The organism is Paenibacillus hebaui (assembly GCF_051934385.1).
Taxonomy (GTDB): Bacteria; Bacillota; Bacilli; order Paenibacillales; family Paenibacillaceae; genus Paenibacillus.
This window is the reverse complement of record NZ_CP196836.1, coordinates 1,758,779-1,774,264: the sequence shown is the minus strand read 5'-3', so window position 1 is coordinate 1,774,264 and position 15,486 is coordinate 1,758,779. Positions and strand designations below refer to the sequence as shown.

The 15,486-nt window shown below is 45.5% G+C and carries 19 protein-coding genes; 5 read left to right on the top strand and 14 right to left on the bottom strand.

The window, feature by feature from the left end; translation table 11 throughout:
• Window positions 1–377: 377 nt before the first annotated feature.
• The 3 genes from ACR32F_RS07980 to ACR32F_RS07970 all read left to right on the top strand — a co-directional run bounded on the left by ACR32F_RS07980 (window position 378) and on the right by ACR32F_RS07970 (window position 1,591).
• The gene (locus tag ACR32F_RS07980) at window positions 378–731 is read left to right on the top strand and encodes a hypothetical protein (protein ID WP_440117759.1); all 354 of its coding nucleotides are present in this window, start codon (window positions 378–380) and stop codon (window positions 729–731) included.
• 334 nt (window positions 732–1,065) lie between these two features.
• Window positions 1,066–1,329, top strand: coding sequence for a hypothetical protein (locus tag ACR32F_RS07975; protein ID WP_440117757.1), 264 nt, complete (start codon window positions 1,066–1,068; stop codon window positions 1,327–1,329).
• A complete protein-coding gene (locus tag ACR32F_RS07970) occupies window positions 1,319–1,591 on the top strand; it encodes a hypothetical protein (RefSeq protein WP_440117755.1) in 273 nt (90 codons plus the stop codon). Before ACR32F_RS07975 ends, ACR32F_RS07970 begins: the two co-directional genes overlap by 11 nt.
• A 21-nt stretch (window positions 1,592–1,612) precedes the next feature.
• Here the strand turns inward: ACR32F_RS07970 and ACR32F_RS07965 are convergent, their stop codons facing one another.
• From ACR32F_RS07965 to ACR32F_RS07920, 10 genes are all read right to left on the bottom strand, one after another.
• A complete protein-coding gene (locus ACR32F_RS07965) occupies window positions 1,613–1,906 on the bottom strand; it encodes an RNA polymerase alpha subunit C-terminal domain-containing protein (protein ID WP_440117753.1) in 294 nt (97 codons plus the stop codon).
• Window positions 1,907–1,951: 45 nt separating this feature from the next.
• Window positions 1,952–2,959, bottom strand: a complete 1,008-nt coding sequence (locus ACR32F_RS07960; protein WP_440117751.1) for an aminoglycoside phosphotransferase family protein — start codon at window positions 2,957–2,959, stop codon at window positions 1,952–1,954.
• Window positions 2,960–3,090: 131 nt separating this feature from the next.
• Window positions 3,091–3,636 (bottom strand): DUF4304 domain-containing protein, encoded by a 546-nt coding sequence (locus ACR32F_RS07955; RefSeq protein WP_440119736.1) that lies wholly within the window; start codon window positions 3,634–3,636, stop codon window positions 3,091–3,093.
• A gap of 182 nt (window positions 3,637–3,818) precedes the next feature.
• A complete protein-coding gene (locus ACR32F_RS07950) occupies window positions 3,819–4,862 on the bottom strand; it encodes an alpha/beta fold hydrolase (RefSeq protein ID WP_440117749.1) in 1,044 nt (347 codons plus the stop codon).
• Between the two features lie 72 nt (window positions 4,863–4,934).
• Complete coding sequence (locus tag ACR32F_RS07945; protein WP_440117747.1) at window positions 4,935–5,441, bottom strand: DUF4275 family protein; 507 nt, start codon at window positions 5,439–5,441, stop codon at window positions 4,935–4,937.
• Between the two features lie 46 nt (window positions 5,442–5,487).
• Entirely contained in the window at window positions 5,488–6,027 is a 540-nt protein-coding gene (locus ACR32F_RS07940) for an NUDIX hydrolase (RefSeq protein WP_440117745.1), read from the bottom strand.
• A 178-nt stretch (window positions 6,028–6,205) separates the two neighbouring features.
• Window positions 6,206–6,883, bottom strand: coding sequence for an ABC transporter ATP-binding protein (locus tag ACR32F_RS07935; protein ID WP_440117743.1), 678 nt, complete (start codon window positions 6,881–6,883; stop codon window positions 6,206–6,208).
• Window positions 6,880–8,004, bottom strand: a complete 1,125-nt coding sequence (locus ACR32F_RS07930) for an ABC transporter permease (RefSeq protein ID WP_440117741.1) — start codon at window positions 8,002–8,004, stop codon at window positions 6,880–6,882. Before ACR32F_RS07930 ends, ACR32F_RS07935 begins: the two co-directional genes overlap by 4 nt.
• Window positions 8,005–8,071: 67 nt before the next feature.
• Window positions 8,072–9,448: a sensor histidine kinase gene (locus tag ACR32F_RS07925; protein WP_440117739.1), complete on the bottom strand. Its 1,377-nt coding sequence runs from the start codon at window positions 9,446–9,448 to the stop codon at window positions 8,072–8,074.
• Window positions 9,445–10,122 (bottom strand): response regulator transcription factor, encoded by a 678-nt coding sequence (locus ACR32F_RS07920; protein WP_440119735.1) that lies wholly within the window; start codon window positions 10,120–10,122, stop codon window positions 9,445–9,447. Before ACR32F_RS07920 ends, ACR32F_RS07925 begins: the two co-directional genes overlap by 4 nt.
• Before the next feature lie 293 nt (window positions 10,123–10,415).
• Between ACR32F_RS07920 and ACR32F_RS07915 the strand changes: the two genes are divergently transcribed.
• Both ACR32F_RS07915 and sstT read left to right on the top strand, forming a co-directional pair.
• Entirely contained in the window at window positions 10,416–11,387 is a 972-nt protein-coding gene (locus ACR32F_RS07915; RefSeq protein ID WP_440117737.1) for a cation diffusion facilitator family transporter, read from the top strand.
• Between the two features lie 269 nt (window positions 11,388–11,656).
• On the top strand, window positions 11,657–12,874 hold the full coding sequence (gene sstT / locus ACR32F_RS07910; protein WP_440117735.1) for a serine/threonine transporter SstT: 1,218 nt from the start codon (window positions 11,657–11,659) through the stop codon (window positions 12,872–12,874).
• 147 nt (window positions 12,875–13,021) lie between these two features.
• Here sstT and ACR32F_RS07905 read toward each other — a convergent pair whose 3' ends face one another.
• The 4 genes from ACR32F_RS07905 to ACR32F_RS07890 form a co-directional block, all read right to left on the bottom strand.
• Window positions 13,022–14,056 (bottom strand): hypothetical protein, encoded by a 1,035-nt coding sequence (locus ACR32F_RS07905; protein ID WP_440117733.1) that lies wholly within the window; start codon window positions 14,054–14,056, stop codon window positions 13,022–13,024.
• Window positions 14,057–14,199: 143 nt separating this feature from the next.
• Window positions 14,200–14,583, bottom strand: a complete 384-nt coding sequence (locus tag ACR32F_RS07900) for a hypothetical protein (RefSeq protein ID WP_440117731.1) — start codon at window positions 14,581–14,583, stop codon at window positions 14,200–14,202.
• Window positions 14,584–14,733: 150 nt separating this feature from the next.
• Window positions 14,734–15,222: an NUDIX domain-containing protein gene (locus tag ACR32F_RS07895; RefSeq protein ID WP_440117729.1), complete on the bottom strand. Its 489-nt coding sequence runs from the start codon at window positions 15,220–15,222 to the stop codon at window positions 14,734–14,736.
• A gap of 25 nt (window positions 15,223–15,247) precedes the next feature.
• The gene (locus ACR32F_RS07890; RefSeq protein WP_440117727.1) at window positions 15,248–15,463 is read right to left on the bottom strand and encodes a hypothetical protein; all 216 of its coding nucleotides are present in this window, start codon (window positions 15,461–15,463) and stop codon (window positions 15,248–15,250) included.
• Window positions 15,464–15,486: the final 23 nt, after the last annotated feature.

Genomic DNA, 15,486 nt, shown 5'->3' with positions numbered 1-15,486 from the left:
AATCCTAGCTGGACTTGGTTCCTCATAAGCTTACTTACCTGTTGCCCGTTAGCTAAATGAAAAAAGAGCAGCCTGCCAACCTGCAGTCTGCCCCATGCTTTTTGAACTAACGTTTTCCGTTAGCTTCATTAGAAATTCGTATGAAAAAGATATCACTATTATTCTATCACATTCTTGACGGGTGCCATAGTTGAAATGGAGAAGAAGAATGCTCGATATGGCTCTGCCAATTACATTGCTTTCAGAAATGTATCTCTTGACTATGCCCACGACTCCCCTATTTTATTCAAATTCACTAGATACACACACAAGCAAAATCCCTTTAGTTTACATCTATTAAATACTGTAACAAATATGAAACTTGAGGAGGTTTTATCATGGCAATCAAAAAGAAGATTACAAGAAAGACAATTGTAAAACAAAAAAGTATCATTAGATTAAGTGCAACAAAAGCACGTATTTCTGAAAACCTTGGGAATGGCTTTGACCGTTTTGTATTTACTAGAGTAGTGATCCCACCAGGAGGTAGCAGAGAACTCAGTATGTTAGCTCCAATGAATAGAAGGGTAGTCTCTGGTGGATGGTCGATTAGACCTGGTGATCCAAAAACCAAAGAAGTGTTCGCAACAGAATCTTATCCTAGAACTAGTAGAGAATGGGTCATAACTGTCTGGAATGATACTTCAGATTATCAAACAGTCATACCTTACTATATAACTAAGTTAATATAGCTAATATGAATTATTTGATCTGTTATAAATAATTCCCTTCTCCTACTTATGGACATATTCATCCATAAGTAGTTTTTTTATAGCTTGTTTGTATGCTTTGTTGCACTATCCTGCCCGTTAGCTTAACTGAAAGACAGCCGACTATTTAGCCGGCTGTCTACTTGAGTATCATTCTGAGTTCTATGGGGGACTCAAGACAAACTTATGCTTCCAGTTGCGTTGAAGAAAGCGTAAAAACATCTTGCAATATACGCCACACTTTTGGGTAAATAACTGATCCCTTTATGGGTTAAGTCATAATGACCAGTATGATCTGAACGCTAAAGTGTGTGATATGGACGGAAACACGATCCGCGAGTTTCTGCTGGGAGACGGTATTCAGAGCGTGCAGGTAACAAAGAACGGAACAATCTGGACCAGTTACTTCGACGAAGGCGTATTTGGGAACAATGGATGGAGCAATCCAATTGGCTCACAAGGTCTGGTGGCCTGGGATGAGCATGGTAACAAACTGTACGAAGACCATGCAGCCGATATTGCCGATTGTTACGCACTCAATGTGGTGAATGAGGAGCAGGGTAACATTTGTGAATCCTAACCTGTCCGGCTCCTCCGGATTTTGTACGGATGGGTATCACTTTTTGTTTGATGCCGGGTATGGTAAACACGGGGCGTTTGTTTTTAAGAAAATGGAGAAGCTCGGAAGTCTGACCAAGGGGCAGAAAGTTGAATTGGTGAATAAACAGAATAAACCCTTCAAGCAGGCACGTCAGGATTTCCGTCAAGACCGACTGCTCCTCAGTGAGGGAAACCTGTTGTATCAGGTGACGATGGAGGAGTTAGCTTCCGGTTTGGATTAAGGGAGATGTGAGTGAAGAGGGTCAATTGTTAAACGACAATCCCTCTTCTTCGAGTGCTTGTCGAAGTTTTGGCATCGCAGAAGGCCCAATTCCGTGCAGCTTCAGGATCTCTTTTTCACTATACTGCGAGAGTTTTAGCACTGTTGTAATCTTTTCATTTTCCAAGGCTCGTCTGGCGGGTGCAGACACCAAAGCTAGAAATCCCTCTTCTGGTTTACGTTCAGCCTCGCACGTTGGACAGGTTGGGCAGTCACTTTTTTTGTAATAGGAATGTCCGTATTCGCATGTTCTTAATGTTCCTTTGGCGTTTGTCATGCAGATCACACCTTTCTGGTTCATCGAATAACGAGTTTCTCATTTTTAGCTATACAGCCAGCTCTCCAGCTCTGAGATCATATTCTCGGATTGTTTTAAAGCCTCTATCGTCGATATCACTTGTGATGTTCCCATTTGCTGTTCTTCATGATCTGTACATTCAATCCACAACGAGCGTTTCAGATTATATTCGAGCCAGTCCAACTTTCCAGCAAAACCATTTTCGAGAACCACTCTCCAATGGGCAGTCAAATTCCCCACTTGAGCCCGGTATCCGCGTATAAAAGCCAGGAACTTTCCTTTGTTCACGTTTCCGGTACGATCTACGGACCAGTATACAGCTGTTTCCACCAGATCATGCATCGGGTTGATATAACCCGCCGATTCCCAATCAATGATAATAGGGATGTTCTGCTGCCACATGACGTTCTTCGGCTCCAAATCTCTATGACTTATCACCATATCCGAAGCCAGGATAGTAGATGCTTTTTTCGCCTGAGCGCTCCACTCATAGAGCTTGTGAAGATTATTACCGAATAGGATCGTCCACTCAGCATCTTCTTTCTGTCCTTCGTTTAGATAATAAGTCCAATTTATTTCTTTCGAATGATCCAATGAAGGGGTTGAAAGATAAAGCTGTGAAAAATCGGTGTTATGGATATCTGTAAGCATCGTTCCCATTTGCCCACAATAGATTTCGGTAACTCCATCAGGCTTCAATGTGATCCCATCAATCCAGTCAAATATCAGATAACATTGATCATCTAAGATTTGCATCGAAGAATGGTTTATGATTTTGGCAGGTTGAGCATGGATAACATTCGCTGCCACGTTTGCTATTTGTTCGGATTGAATATAATTCTGCATAGCTGCAGGTCTAGCCATAATTTGAGGATTTAATGCTTTCACAGCATATTTGGCTTGTGTGGTTTCAATCGCATACATTCGATGTAGAAGCCCGCCTGAGACCGCTTTAGGTGTACCGATCAACTCACCAAGCTGTAGTTCATGGCACAACTTCTCAAAATTCAAATGATATTGCATATCGCTCATAACGTAATTTACCTTTCGTTATATGTTGTTAACTCACATAAGTGCCGACCTGGAGATCAGACAAGGGGTGCAAAACTCCATAAAAATGCTGATCAAACAAGATTACATTAGGGTATTCTTCTGGGCCAGGCTTACATTCCGTACTCGGCAAAAATAGCTGCATATTTCTTTTCGAATATCGCCCAGCGCGTTTCGGCTCCGTATTTGGATTGCAGCTGCTGCAAATAATGCTCAGCCGCTTCCGTATCGCCAGCTTGCAGCAGAAAATGGAAGGTTTTTTCGCTTAAATATAGCGCTGTCTTGGCCATATAATACTCCACTATATCTCTGGCGCCTGTTATGGTGTGCAGGAATGTCATGGCTTCTTCCAAATGCGACAACAGCTCTTTCGAGAACGGGTCCGGGTCGATATCAGGCGTTAGGGAATATCGGTCCGGAGCGGATGCGGCTATTTCTCTGATCCGGCAGGTAAAATGAGCTTGGTTCTCCACGATATTCGCCCCGGGCTGCCCAGACTTCAATTCCGCCAACTCCGTAGAATGAATACTGCAATTGATATAAAACATGACATGACTCCTGGTGTTCCATTTCGCTTTTTGAATGTTGAACTTGGTAATGAAACTTTCATCCGCTTTGTAGAAATTCAGATCCTTTTTGGAAAAGTCGTGTTTGGTAATAAAGGGTTTAACGTCTTTTTATGATCTCCTTAAAAAGCTCCTGCAAAAGAAAGCCCTCCTCATTCGAAGTTATTAATGATCAACCTCCGCTTGCGCTGTGACAGATACAACTATAGCAAAAAGTCGCCAGAGACGACAAACCGGCCCTCTCGGCAAGCAAACACCGACCAGATTTGAACTCATCACCTATGTCCAGATTCATATATTCTGAATAACCATGCTGCGAATCGTTCTTTTTCTTCAAACTGTGGATAGTGAGCTGACTCTTCAAATAACACAAATTCCTTTACAGGTGCTTTCAGCTCATCAAAATAGTTACGTGCCGCACTCACGGATGTCATATAATCATATTTTCCCATCACAAAATAAGTCGGGATATCCAGTTGCTTTACGATGTCAGACAAATGTCTGGCGGATTCCTCTTTCAGGAGAATCTCCTGTGTGGCCCTTACTCCCAGGGAATATCGAATCACATCCAGCGCATTATATTCGGTTCCCAAGAGAAAGCCGAGTGTATAATCCCTGTTATCGTCAATCAGTCTGGCCGCACCACCATACTTGCGAACCAGATCTCTTGGGGTATACTTTTCTCCTCGCTCGATTGAACCGCGAAGAAGCTCCAATCGTTCGACATCATCTGAATTTCCAGCTTGTACAGCTTGTTCAATCGTATATTCCAAACTATCCAACTCACTCTGAGCAGTATCTGCCACTTGCCCAATACCTATATAAGCCATGAATTTGTCCGGTGCTTTGGCCGCTGCTTTGGTGCCTATGTATGTGCCAAATGAATGACCGACCAACACAACCTGTTCTTGTCCGAGCTTCGTAGTCACATCATCCGTTAAAGCGAGCAAATCCTCTACAAGCACATCTGACGTCAAATCCGAATAATCCTCCATAAAATGATATGACTTTCCGCTTCCACGCTGATCATAGTGCACGATAGTAAAATGTTTCTCCAGCTCCTCTTGGTATTTCCTCACATACGGAATCTCGGAGCAACCCGGACCACCATGCACAAAAAGAAGGACAGGATTATTCCGATCCCTCCCCCGAATCATGACCTCATGACCGGCACCGTTAATCTCAACCTGTCCTAACGTGCTAATGCTATTCTCTCCCTTGATTCCAGGGGTCCACGTAGGAAAGATCAGAGCGAGTATTACGATGGAAAGGATAATAACCATGGTACGTCTGAATATTTTAATGGACTTCTTACGCATGAAATGGCTCCTCCGGCAGATGATTCGTTTATTTGAAAATATGGCTCCAAACTCATTAATCGTTGTTGCCTCTCACTTCACTTGATAAAAATACGGTCCACATATTTCCTCATGGGTATGTACATAGCTCCAGGTGAACTCTCTGTCAAAAATATAGATATCTTGTTCGGAATCAAAGTCCGCTGCAATGATTCGATTCGCATTTTCGTATAAAAGTAACCAGCCTCCATTTTGATACATCACATATACTTCATCTTTCAGCTTGGCATTGAAGGCCTGACGTGCTGAATCTCCGGTTAAGCAATCCTGCTGTTTGTAACTGAACATATGCCACTTATACTGGCTATAATAAATAGTCTCTTTTACCTCTTCGCTGAGGTTCCCGGCAAACCTTTTGTCCCACGTATCCCTGATCTCTTCGGATTCTTCGAACAAATCAGTCACAAGGACCCCCTTGTCCTCCAAATTTTTGTTATACATATATTTGCAGTACACAAGCTCAATCCGCGAGTACACAACGTTCAGTTCATTGTCCGGTAGAGCATCCAACAACTCATTAATTTTATCTCTAATCATCATAACCTCCATAGGATATAGGATTTAAACATAACCTAATTCTTGCTACTCACCCTTTGCCTTCTTCTCGCAGCATATACGCCAGCTTATACATCTCCGCAATGTCATATCTACTCTGTTCTTCAAATCTCTTAATCGCTTCACCCATCTCCACAATTTCCACGGCAATCACCTGCTCCCCATCCACCGGATTCAGCGGTTGGCCCACAAGTTCAACCTCTCCATAACCAATGAGTCTCACAAAATGAGGATGCGGAATATGCGGTCTATACGGCTCAGACGCACTCGACATACAATGGAATTGTCCAAATACCTGATACGTAAGCAACTCCGCACCGAGTTCCTCCATCAATTCTCGCTTTAGTCCATCCATATACTTCTCTTCGGGTTCCAACGTTCCCCCCGGTAGCTCCCATAGTCCATTATCAATCTGAAAAACAACCACTTGATCCCCCACAAATGGAATGATGCTCACATTGCTTACCAACGTTTCATCCACGATGTCGTTTAACCTAAACTCGGCTGCAACAGTCCCCCAATGAATCGACGTACTCAGCGCCGGGAATTGGTCCGAATTCAAACTTTTCATCTTCTATCCGATCCTCTCTATGTAAAATTCTATGTAAAGTAAAATCTTCCACCTAAATCCTCTCACCCAATTATAGATGAAAACGAAGAAAGAAGGCCACTTTCCCACAGGGAATACATGACCTTCTCGTCCTTAATCACATAGGATAGTTCCGTCTCAGGCAACTTACCTAATCAGTCTATTTATGCGCCAGTTTCCCGTTCTCCAAAAAGAGAACCCGATCACAGAGCGGTAGAATCCGTTCATCATGTGTAACCATCACCGCACTTTTGCCCTGCTCTTTAACGAGCTTTGCTATCATGCCAACAATATCAAGGCCGCGTTCTGCATCCAGGCTGGCTGTTGGCTCATCCGCAAGCAGGACAGCCGGATCATTCATCAAAGCTCTGGCAATGGCGACCCGCTGGCGTTCCCCACCAGACAACTTCTCGGGATATGCTTTACGCCGCTGGGCTAAGCCTACCGTCTCCAGCAGCTCATCCACTCGCTTCGCCGCCTTGTTCTTGTCCGTTCCGGCAAGCTTCGCAACCACCATCAGTTGTTCTTCCACTTTCAGATACGGAATGAGGTTGGCACTCTGAAAAATAAAGCCGAGCTGCTGTAGGCGCACATCGGATAGGTCCTGCTTGTTTTTGCCTATAATCGATGCTCCATCTAGCAGAACCTGTCCCTCCGTTGGTTCAAGAAGTGCGCCAGCAATGGATAAGAATGTACTTTTACCCGAGCCGGAAGGCCCCATCACAGCCACAAGTTCCCCTTCGGCAACCTCAAGATCCAGCTTATCCAGAATCGTCCGTTTGCTTCCTCCATCTTCAAAGGTCTGTGTAATTCCCTGCAATACCAATCGGTTTCTCATGCTGCTGTCCTCACAATCGCATCAAGCGCATCAATTTTGGCAACCTTCCACACTGAGAACAACGAACCCGCCATAGACATCATCACAAATAACACGCAGGTTAGTGCCAGGGTAGACAAGTCTAATTGAAACGGCATTGAAGCTGGCAAGATCGACTCAAACAACTGAACCAGCAGAACACTAATTACCAGACTACCGACCGACAGGATCAATACTTGTAAAGAAACACTGCCCGCCAGATACACATTCCGCGTTCCAATGGCTTTCAATATCCCGAACTGACTCGTTTTCTGAATCGTGATCACGTAGAAGAATACCGCAAGCACAAACGCCGAAATGACATACAGAAAAGCGATCATCATGAGCAACGATCCCTGCTCTTCTTTATATCCAGGAATGGCCGATACAGCATCGGACTTTGTAATCACTTCCGTATTCGGCAAGGCAGCACTCAGGCTGTCTACCTCTTCGCCCGCATCCTTAATGGCAATGGCATTGTATACAGAAGCACTCGCGTCTGCCGTACCTTGTGAAGTTCGTGAACCTTCTTGAAGCGCGAGCCATTCTTGTTCATTCAGGAACACCACCGGGGAGTGACTGAAGGACTCATTTTGCACAAATCCACCGACGGTCCACTCCGTTCCTGAAGCTTGATCGACCAGTACGGTGCCAATCGTGACGCCAGATTCAGACAGCTTATGGTCCACCACAACCTGCCCGTTCGTCTGCTCCGTGATCGCAGACCCTTCGGTGACACTAGGAGCAAGCCAGCCTTCCGGATTGACCATGAACAGCGTGACATCGATCTTCTTCGTGTCGCCTGTTGGACTAACGGTTGTCATTTTCACACCGAGCGGCTCAGCATTCTCTTGCCCCACCACGGAGCGTGCCTGATGAAGCTGATCCTGATCCACTTGTGACCGGGTAAAACGATGATTCGAATCCTGCTCCAGTACAAAGTGGGTTGCTGCCATATTTTTGATCGAAGCCGCGTTATCATACGCCAGCCCCTGTGCAAGTCCTGTGACAAACAGTACCAGAAATGAAACCAGCACCATGATTGTTGCAATTAGAGCATAACGCCCTTTGGCAAACCTCATTTCCCGAATAGCCAAGTACATGTTCTGTGACCTCCCTCTTGATAATCCAAGTATAGGAGGCGAAAATGAACGGCAAATGAATAACAGATTACATCTGCGGAAGGGTCACGGTAAAGACCGTGCCTTCAGGCGAACTGGAGACCTCGATTGTACCGTCATGGATTCGGATAATTTTCTGCACAATGGCAAGTCCAAGCCCGGTTCGGCCGGAAGAACGTTCCCGCGCCCGGTCCACCCGGTAGAATCGGTCAAACAGGAAAGGCAGATGCTCCGCAGCGATTCCATCCCCCGTATCCCGAATCTGAATCACACACTGTGCATCTGTCTGCTCGGCACGGATCTCGATGCTTCTTCCCAGCGGCAGATGATTCACCGCATTGCCCAGCAGATTCATCCACACTTGCATGAGCAGCACTTCATTGCCAACCAGCTGGATGGATTCGGGTACCGAAATTCGGAGCAGTAACTCCTTTTCCTCCAACTGCCATTGCAGCACCTGAACCGCTTGGCGGAATTGATCCCGCAGAGAGAACTTCACTTGGGTCAGATCTTCGTTGCCTTGTTCGAGGGAGGACAGGAGGAGCAGTTGTTTACTCAGCAAAGAGAGATGACGACTCTCCTCCTCAATGATCGATGCATAGTGCTCCCGTTCCTGTTCAGGCAGATCCCGGTCCGCCACCAATTGGGCAAAACCCTGAATCGAGGTCAACGGCGATTGAATCTCATGGGATACATTCGATACAAATTGCTGCCGCGCCTGGTCTACCCTCTCCAATTCACGACTCATCGTCATGAAATGCTGGGCCAGCTGACCAATCTCATCACGCCTTGCGGTAGGCAATTGCAGATTATAGTTCCCTTGAGCAATCCGCTTGGTCGCCTCGGACAGACGTTCAATGGGATTGACCAGATAGCGGGTGCTGATCAGAAAGATCAGAATACTGATGCCCACGGTAAATGCACCAATCAGCGCAAAAAAGATTCGCAGCTCACCGAATTGCAGGATTACGTCCGGGCGCATAAAGAGCGCATAGCTTGCATTTTCCAACTGTAAATGAACACCAACGGTATTACTTAACTGATTATCGAAAAACCCGGTAATAAAAGGGTGGCTAGGAAACTGAGCAACGCCATGGTACACCTCACCACGCAGCACCAGATCTACAGCTTGTTTGTCCAGCTGCTTCTCGCGAAATTCACGACCATAGAATTGGTCATGCCCTTTGCCATCTGTCACATAGATCTCGTACCCCAGCGCGGCCGCATTGTTCAGATACAGCTCCATCGTGTCCGGTTGCCGCTCTACAAACTGTTGCATTTCCGTGGCGATGCCCACCAGTTTTTCATCGTTGAAATCCTTGAGTTTGGCATGATAATAGATATTCGACAAAAGAAAACCTAATAAGCCGCTGACCATAATCACCGCAACCGTAATGAGGAATACCCGGACGTACAAGGTCCTCAAGGTGCTTTCACCTCCATCTTGTAACCAATCCCTCGTACCGTCTGAATGACGAAATCGTCCGTATACTCGGCAAACCGGTCACGAAGCCGCTTGATATGTACATCAACGGTACGGTCATCTCCTTCGTAATCCGCTCCCCAGACGAGCCGAATGAGTTCATCCCGCGAGAACAAGCGGCCCGGAAACTGCGCAAGCTGTGAGAGTAATTCAAATTCCTTCATCGGCAAAAAGAGAATGGATTGCCCGTCGGTAACCTCCACGTTGTTACGGTCAATGACGATCCGATTCATGCGGATGATATCGCTGGACGTGCGATGGTATCGACGAAATAATGCCTTCACCCGGTAGACCAGTTCTTCGGGTTCAAACGGTTTGGTCACATATTCATCCGTGCCTCTCAGATAACCCTCTCTCTTGTCGGATAGCTGATCTCGTGCCGTAAGCAACATGATGGGAATGTCATACTGCTGCCGAATAAAATCACATAACTCCAGTCCGTCCATGCCAGGCATCATCACATCCAGGATTGCCAGATCAATCGGCGTTTCTTGCATCAGCTTGACTGCTTGCACTCCATCCTGTGCTTCATGCACCCGATACCCTTCCTTGGTCATGACATGCCGCAGGAGTGCTCGTATATTGGCATCATCGTCTGCCAGCAGCAGATACTTCATATGGTTGTCCGCCCTTCTATGTAGCAAGTACATCTCACTTTGATCCTGCACAGATGGTAGCATAAAAGCAATCTCATTCGCCAGTACACCTGCCATGATATGCCACGGTCATGTTTATAACTTTTCAAATCTGGTTGACACTACTATAGGGCACAACTATAATAAAGCCATAATATATGAACGATCGCTCATATATTCATATGTAGGCGATCAACCATTGCTAAGAATCATTTATAGCCACACTAGAAATCATATTACATAACGGAGCACGGCTCCAAAGGAGAGGGTTTTTTATGTCCGGACATCACCATAATCATGACCATGGGCACAACCACGTTCACACCACCAATAACAAGAAAGTACTGTTATTTTCATTCATCATTATTACCGTCTATATGATCGTTGAAGCCATTGGTGGATTTATTACCAACAGTCTCGCACTCATCTCCGATGCAGGTCATATGTTATCGGACTCCATTGCCCTGGGAATTGCCTTACTGGCGTTCACTTTCGGTGAAAAAGCGGTGAATACAGGCAAAACCTTCGGGTACAGACGTTTTGAGATTTTGGCTGCCACGTTAAACGGAGTCACACTAATCGCCATTTCTCTCTATATCTTTTACGAGGCAATTGGTCGCTTTATTAACCCGCCAGAAGTCGCAACCGTAGGCATGTTGATCATCAGCATCATTGGATTACTCATTAATATTCTGGTGGCCTGGATCATGATGCGTGGTAGCGATACGGAGAAAAATCTGAATATGCGCGGCGCTTATCTCCATGTCATCAGCGATATGCTGGGATCGGTTGGGGCCATTGCCGCAGCGCTGCTCATGATGTTCTTCGGTTGGGGCTGGGCTGATCCACTTGCAAGTGTGATTGTCGCGGCGCTTGTGTTGCGAAGCGGTTTCTTTGTAACCAAATCATCCCTGCATATCTTAATGGAAGGCACCCCGGCGAATGTGGATGTGAATGACCTTGTTCAGACGATCAAACAAGTCGATGGCGTGCAAGGCGTTCACGATGTGCATGTCTGGTCCATCACCAGTAACCTGAATGCGCTGACCGCACATATTGTGGTAGATGGAACGCTGAGTATTTATGAAGCTGAAGTATTGGTCCAGAAGATCGAGCATTTGCTGGAACACAAAGAAATCAAACATGTTACCCTGCAAGTGGAATCCGAGAAACATCTGCATGACACCTCGGTGCTATGTACCGTGAAAGGCGACACACCGGATGCCCATGCGCATCATCATCATTGAGATTTTGGGATTTACCGATCCCACAAAAACATAATAGGACGCTCCCCACTTGAAGGGAGCGTCCTATTGTTGTACCCCAACATTAATCCTTACACTGCTATTCATGGATTACTTGACCACAAGAGAGATTACAGCCTTATACAAATCCGACAGGACGCAATATTTTTCATTGCAAAGGGATTTTTTCATGGTAAACTAATATCTAAACGCAAAACGCTTCACCGCTGTGAAGTGAGCAAGTTTTTCCATATTCAATCCGGAGGGATATCATGATTACATTGCTGAACAAATGGAACCAATTTAGTTTGGTTAAACGAATACTTGCAGGAATTGTAGTAGGGGTTATTCTCGCTTTATCTTTTCCCCATGCGGCCGGAATCGGCATGTTTGGTTCCTTATTCGTATCTGCGCTAAAAGCGGTTGCACCTATCTTAGTCTTTCTTCTTGTGATCGCGGCTATCTCTCAGCATAAAAAGGGCCGTCCGACGAACATGAAAACGATTATTCTGCTCTATGTAGTAAGCACTTTTTTGGCAGGTCTGACTGCCGTCGTCGCAAGCTTTCTCTTTCCAGTCAATCTGTCCCTTATAGAAGGAACTGAAGGTGTGACTCCCCCCGGCGGGATTGCGGAAGTTCTTCAAACGTTACTGCTTAATGTCGTTGATAACCCGATCAGTGCTCTGATGAATGCCAACTATATTGGAATTCTTTCCTGGGGAATTCTTCTCGGTGTCGCTTTAAAAAATGCCAAGGACAGCACCAAGAACATGTTGTCCAATCTCTCGGATGCGATATCCATGATCGTCAAATGGGTCATTAACCTCGCACCGCTGGGGATTATGGGACTAGTATATGAATCCATTACAGCCAACGGACTTGCATCCCTGCTTGATTACGGAAGATTACTTCTTGTTCTGGTTGGATGCATGCTGTTTATTGCTCTAGTGCTAAACCCGCTGATTGTATATGTCGCTATTCGCCGCAATCCATATCCGCTCGTCTTTAGCTGCTTGAGAGAAAGCGGGGTCACTGCATTCTTCACACGCAGTTCCGCTGCCAATATTCCGATTAACATGAAAATGTGTGAAAAGATGAAGCTGGATCCTGATACCTATTCTGTATCGATTCCGTTAGGCGCGACAATTAATATGGGGGGCGCTGCGGTTACCATTTCGGTTTTGACGCTGGCTGCCGTTCATACCCTCGGCATTGAAGTCGATATCGGTACCGCGCTTATTCTCAGTGTTCTATCGGCCGTGTCTGCAGCAGGTTCTTCAGGCGTTGCTGGCGGCTCGCTCTTACTCATTCCGATGGCGTGCAGCTTGTTCGGCATTCCGAATGAAGTTGCGATCCAGGTCGTTGGCGTCGGTTTTATTATCGGTGTGCTGCAAGACTCATCCGAAACGGCTCTGAACTCCTCTTCCGATGTGCTGTTTACCGCAACTGCGGAGTATGCAAAGAAGCGAAAGGAACTAGGAAACGCTTGAGCAACGTTTTGCCAGTATTCATCCCCATCAGAATCGGGTGATGATACGATCTGGCAGAAAACAGAAACAGACTGCAAGTTTCATTTGCAGTCTGTTTCTGTTTCACCAAGTCGATCAGGTTTCTTCACTCTTTCCGATTTTGATTTTTCAATCCCCACCGCCGCCACAAGATGAGCAACTGGACGAGCTGCCAGAAGAGTCGGATGATGATCCTGAGGAGGAATCGGAACCTCCCGACGAACCACTACTGTCTGTGCAATGATCCGCATAACAGCTCGAACTGCTCGTACAACCACTGCTTGACGAAGCACCATAGGCTGTCTTTTCCTGTGAAAGAATTTCTTGCTCCAGCCGGCCCATATGCACCCCATATTTCGCCTCATGATGCATGGAATGGTACACCATGGCACTCGCCATGATGAGAGCCACATCGCTCGTACCGGAGGATTGAAAGGATAGCTCTTTCTCGCTTAGACTTGCCGATCTTTGTAGTTTTTCAATCAAGTAGGTAATCACCTGTGCAACTTCAGGATCCTCCTGCATGCGTCTCGCATGAAAAAGTTGCTTCACCAGTTCAGATTGATCTCCCTGTGCGATCAGCTTCTGCATATCACTGGAGATTGGATAGCTGAAGAAATCACCCCAGATCGCGGCACTGTAGGGAGTGAATTCGAATAATTGACAATACACCCAGTCAAACCAGGCACGTGCTCCTGGCGTTTCGTGGCGGGTGATTGCCGGCTCATGATGTACCGTGGAACCCATAAATTCGGCACAAAAGTCAGCGTAGGATTTCGTAAACATCAGCATTTCATGCCACAATTCATCTACCTCATCACTGAACATCGGCACCTGCTTAAGCAAAGAAGCCATAATAAAGTATCGCTTTAGCTCTATCAGTTTCCACCGATACTCCAACGTTTTCATGTGAGGATGTTCCTGTTGAATGCGGAGCTTGAGTTTGTTGGCAAAATGCTTATTGAAGCTTTTTTCCAATTGCCGAATGGTTTGCTGATACGAAATTTCTTCACGAAGTCCAAGATTCAAAGGTACTTTTTTGCGTCTGTACGTCACTTTCGTCTGCTTCCTGCGGCTTCCTGCTGGACGGAATATCCTGAGCTTACGCCAAACCATATAGGCTGCAACAATCAGTAAACCTGCTGCAATGTAGTAGATCGGCACAATAAAGCCTCCCCTCTCCGTTTAATCTTCTCTATGTAAGGGTTAAACTCCCATTAGTATAAATGACACCCGGTAACTATTAAAAGAGCCCTTTGGCATACATGCCAGGGCTCCAGCTTTGCAGATTTCGCAGTTACTCATTGTTATGAAATGGCGATGATTATACTGGTTATTAGCAGTAGTATAGTTACGGGCGCCCAGATTCTTCGTTCCCATACACTTCTCGTAATCAGATTCAATATCGTCCCGAGCACCAGATACGCTACAATAAACCAAATCGCTATATCTGCAAATGCAGACCATCCAGGCAAGAGCAGTCCCGATTTACTCAGAACAACTAAAGCAAGGAAGGCTAGAATCGCGATCTGAAACAAGCAAGCAAAACGCATGGATATAGGGTATTTCCCGGGAAACTTCCCACCCATAGCGTATTCTCCCCACGGTATACCCGCAGCTAAAGCAACCTGAAAGAGAATAACGATCAGAATCAGGACGGAGAATACGATTGCTGATGTCAATACGATCATGACCACATCCCTCTCCCCATAGTGTCTGCTCTTCTTTTATTTTATTTATGCGAACGGTTCAGTATACTATTCAAACTGAGGAATGTCGTCATAATACGTCCTTACTTTGGAATTTTCCGGGTCTATACAATCAATAGCGCTTTTACTTTTTTACTGATGACAAGTGCTCCTAACAAAATGCGCCCGTTCCTCTTGGTTGGAACTATAAATATAATTTGGATACTTGTTTGCAATGGGTGGAAGCTTATGCTCGGGGAAAAATTGCAGATCCTTCATCTCTTCATGATCAGGCGTTAGTTGTCCATCCTTGATCTTGCATTCAAATACGATAGTCAAATATTCAACCTGATGACCATTCCGGTATGTAAACCGTTGTTCTTCACCGCCATACACCCCAATAATTCTATCCGGTTCAATAACAAGACCTGTCTCTTCCAGTGCTTCTCTGATCATCGCTTGAGCTGGCGTCTCACCAAGCTCAATTGCTCCAGCAATCAAGCCCCAAGTTGTTTCATTATGTTTACGACCGAACAGGATCTCCTCTTGATTATTTCGGATAATGCCAGCCACGCCCGGCATAAAAATAAGCTCGTTACCGATCTTTTCCCTAAGGTTTCTGTAATAGTCTGACATGCCCATATTGATTGTACCTCCCTTTTGCGTTCTATACTTTCTCGTCAATCATATGTTTACTATCATCTTGTTGCTTATTGGGTTGCTGTTTTTTGATTTCAGTTCTCAGATAGTGTACTTCTTTGATTAAAACATCCAATTTTTTCGACGTTTTTGACGAATCAATGGCATATCGTACTATTGCAACAACAATAAGAACCACAATAAAACATATAAGTGATACTATTAGTGCCCCGAAAAATTCCATACAGGCCCAACTCCTCTAGCGTC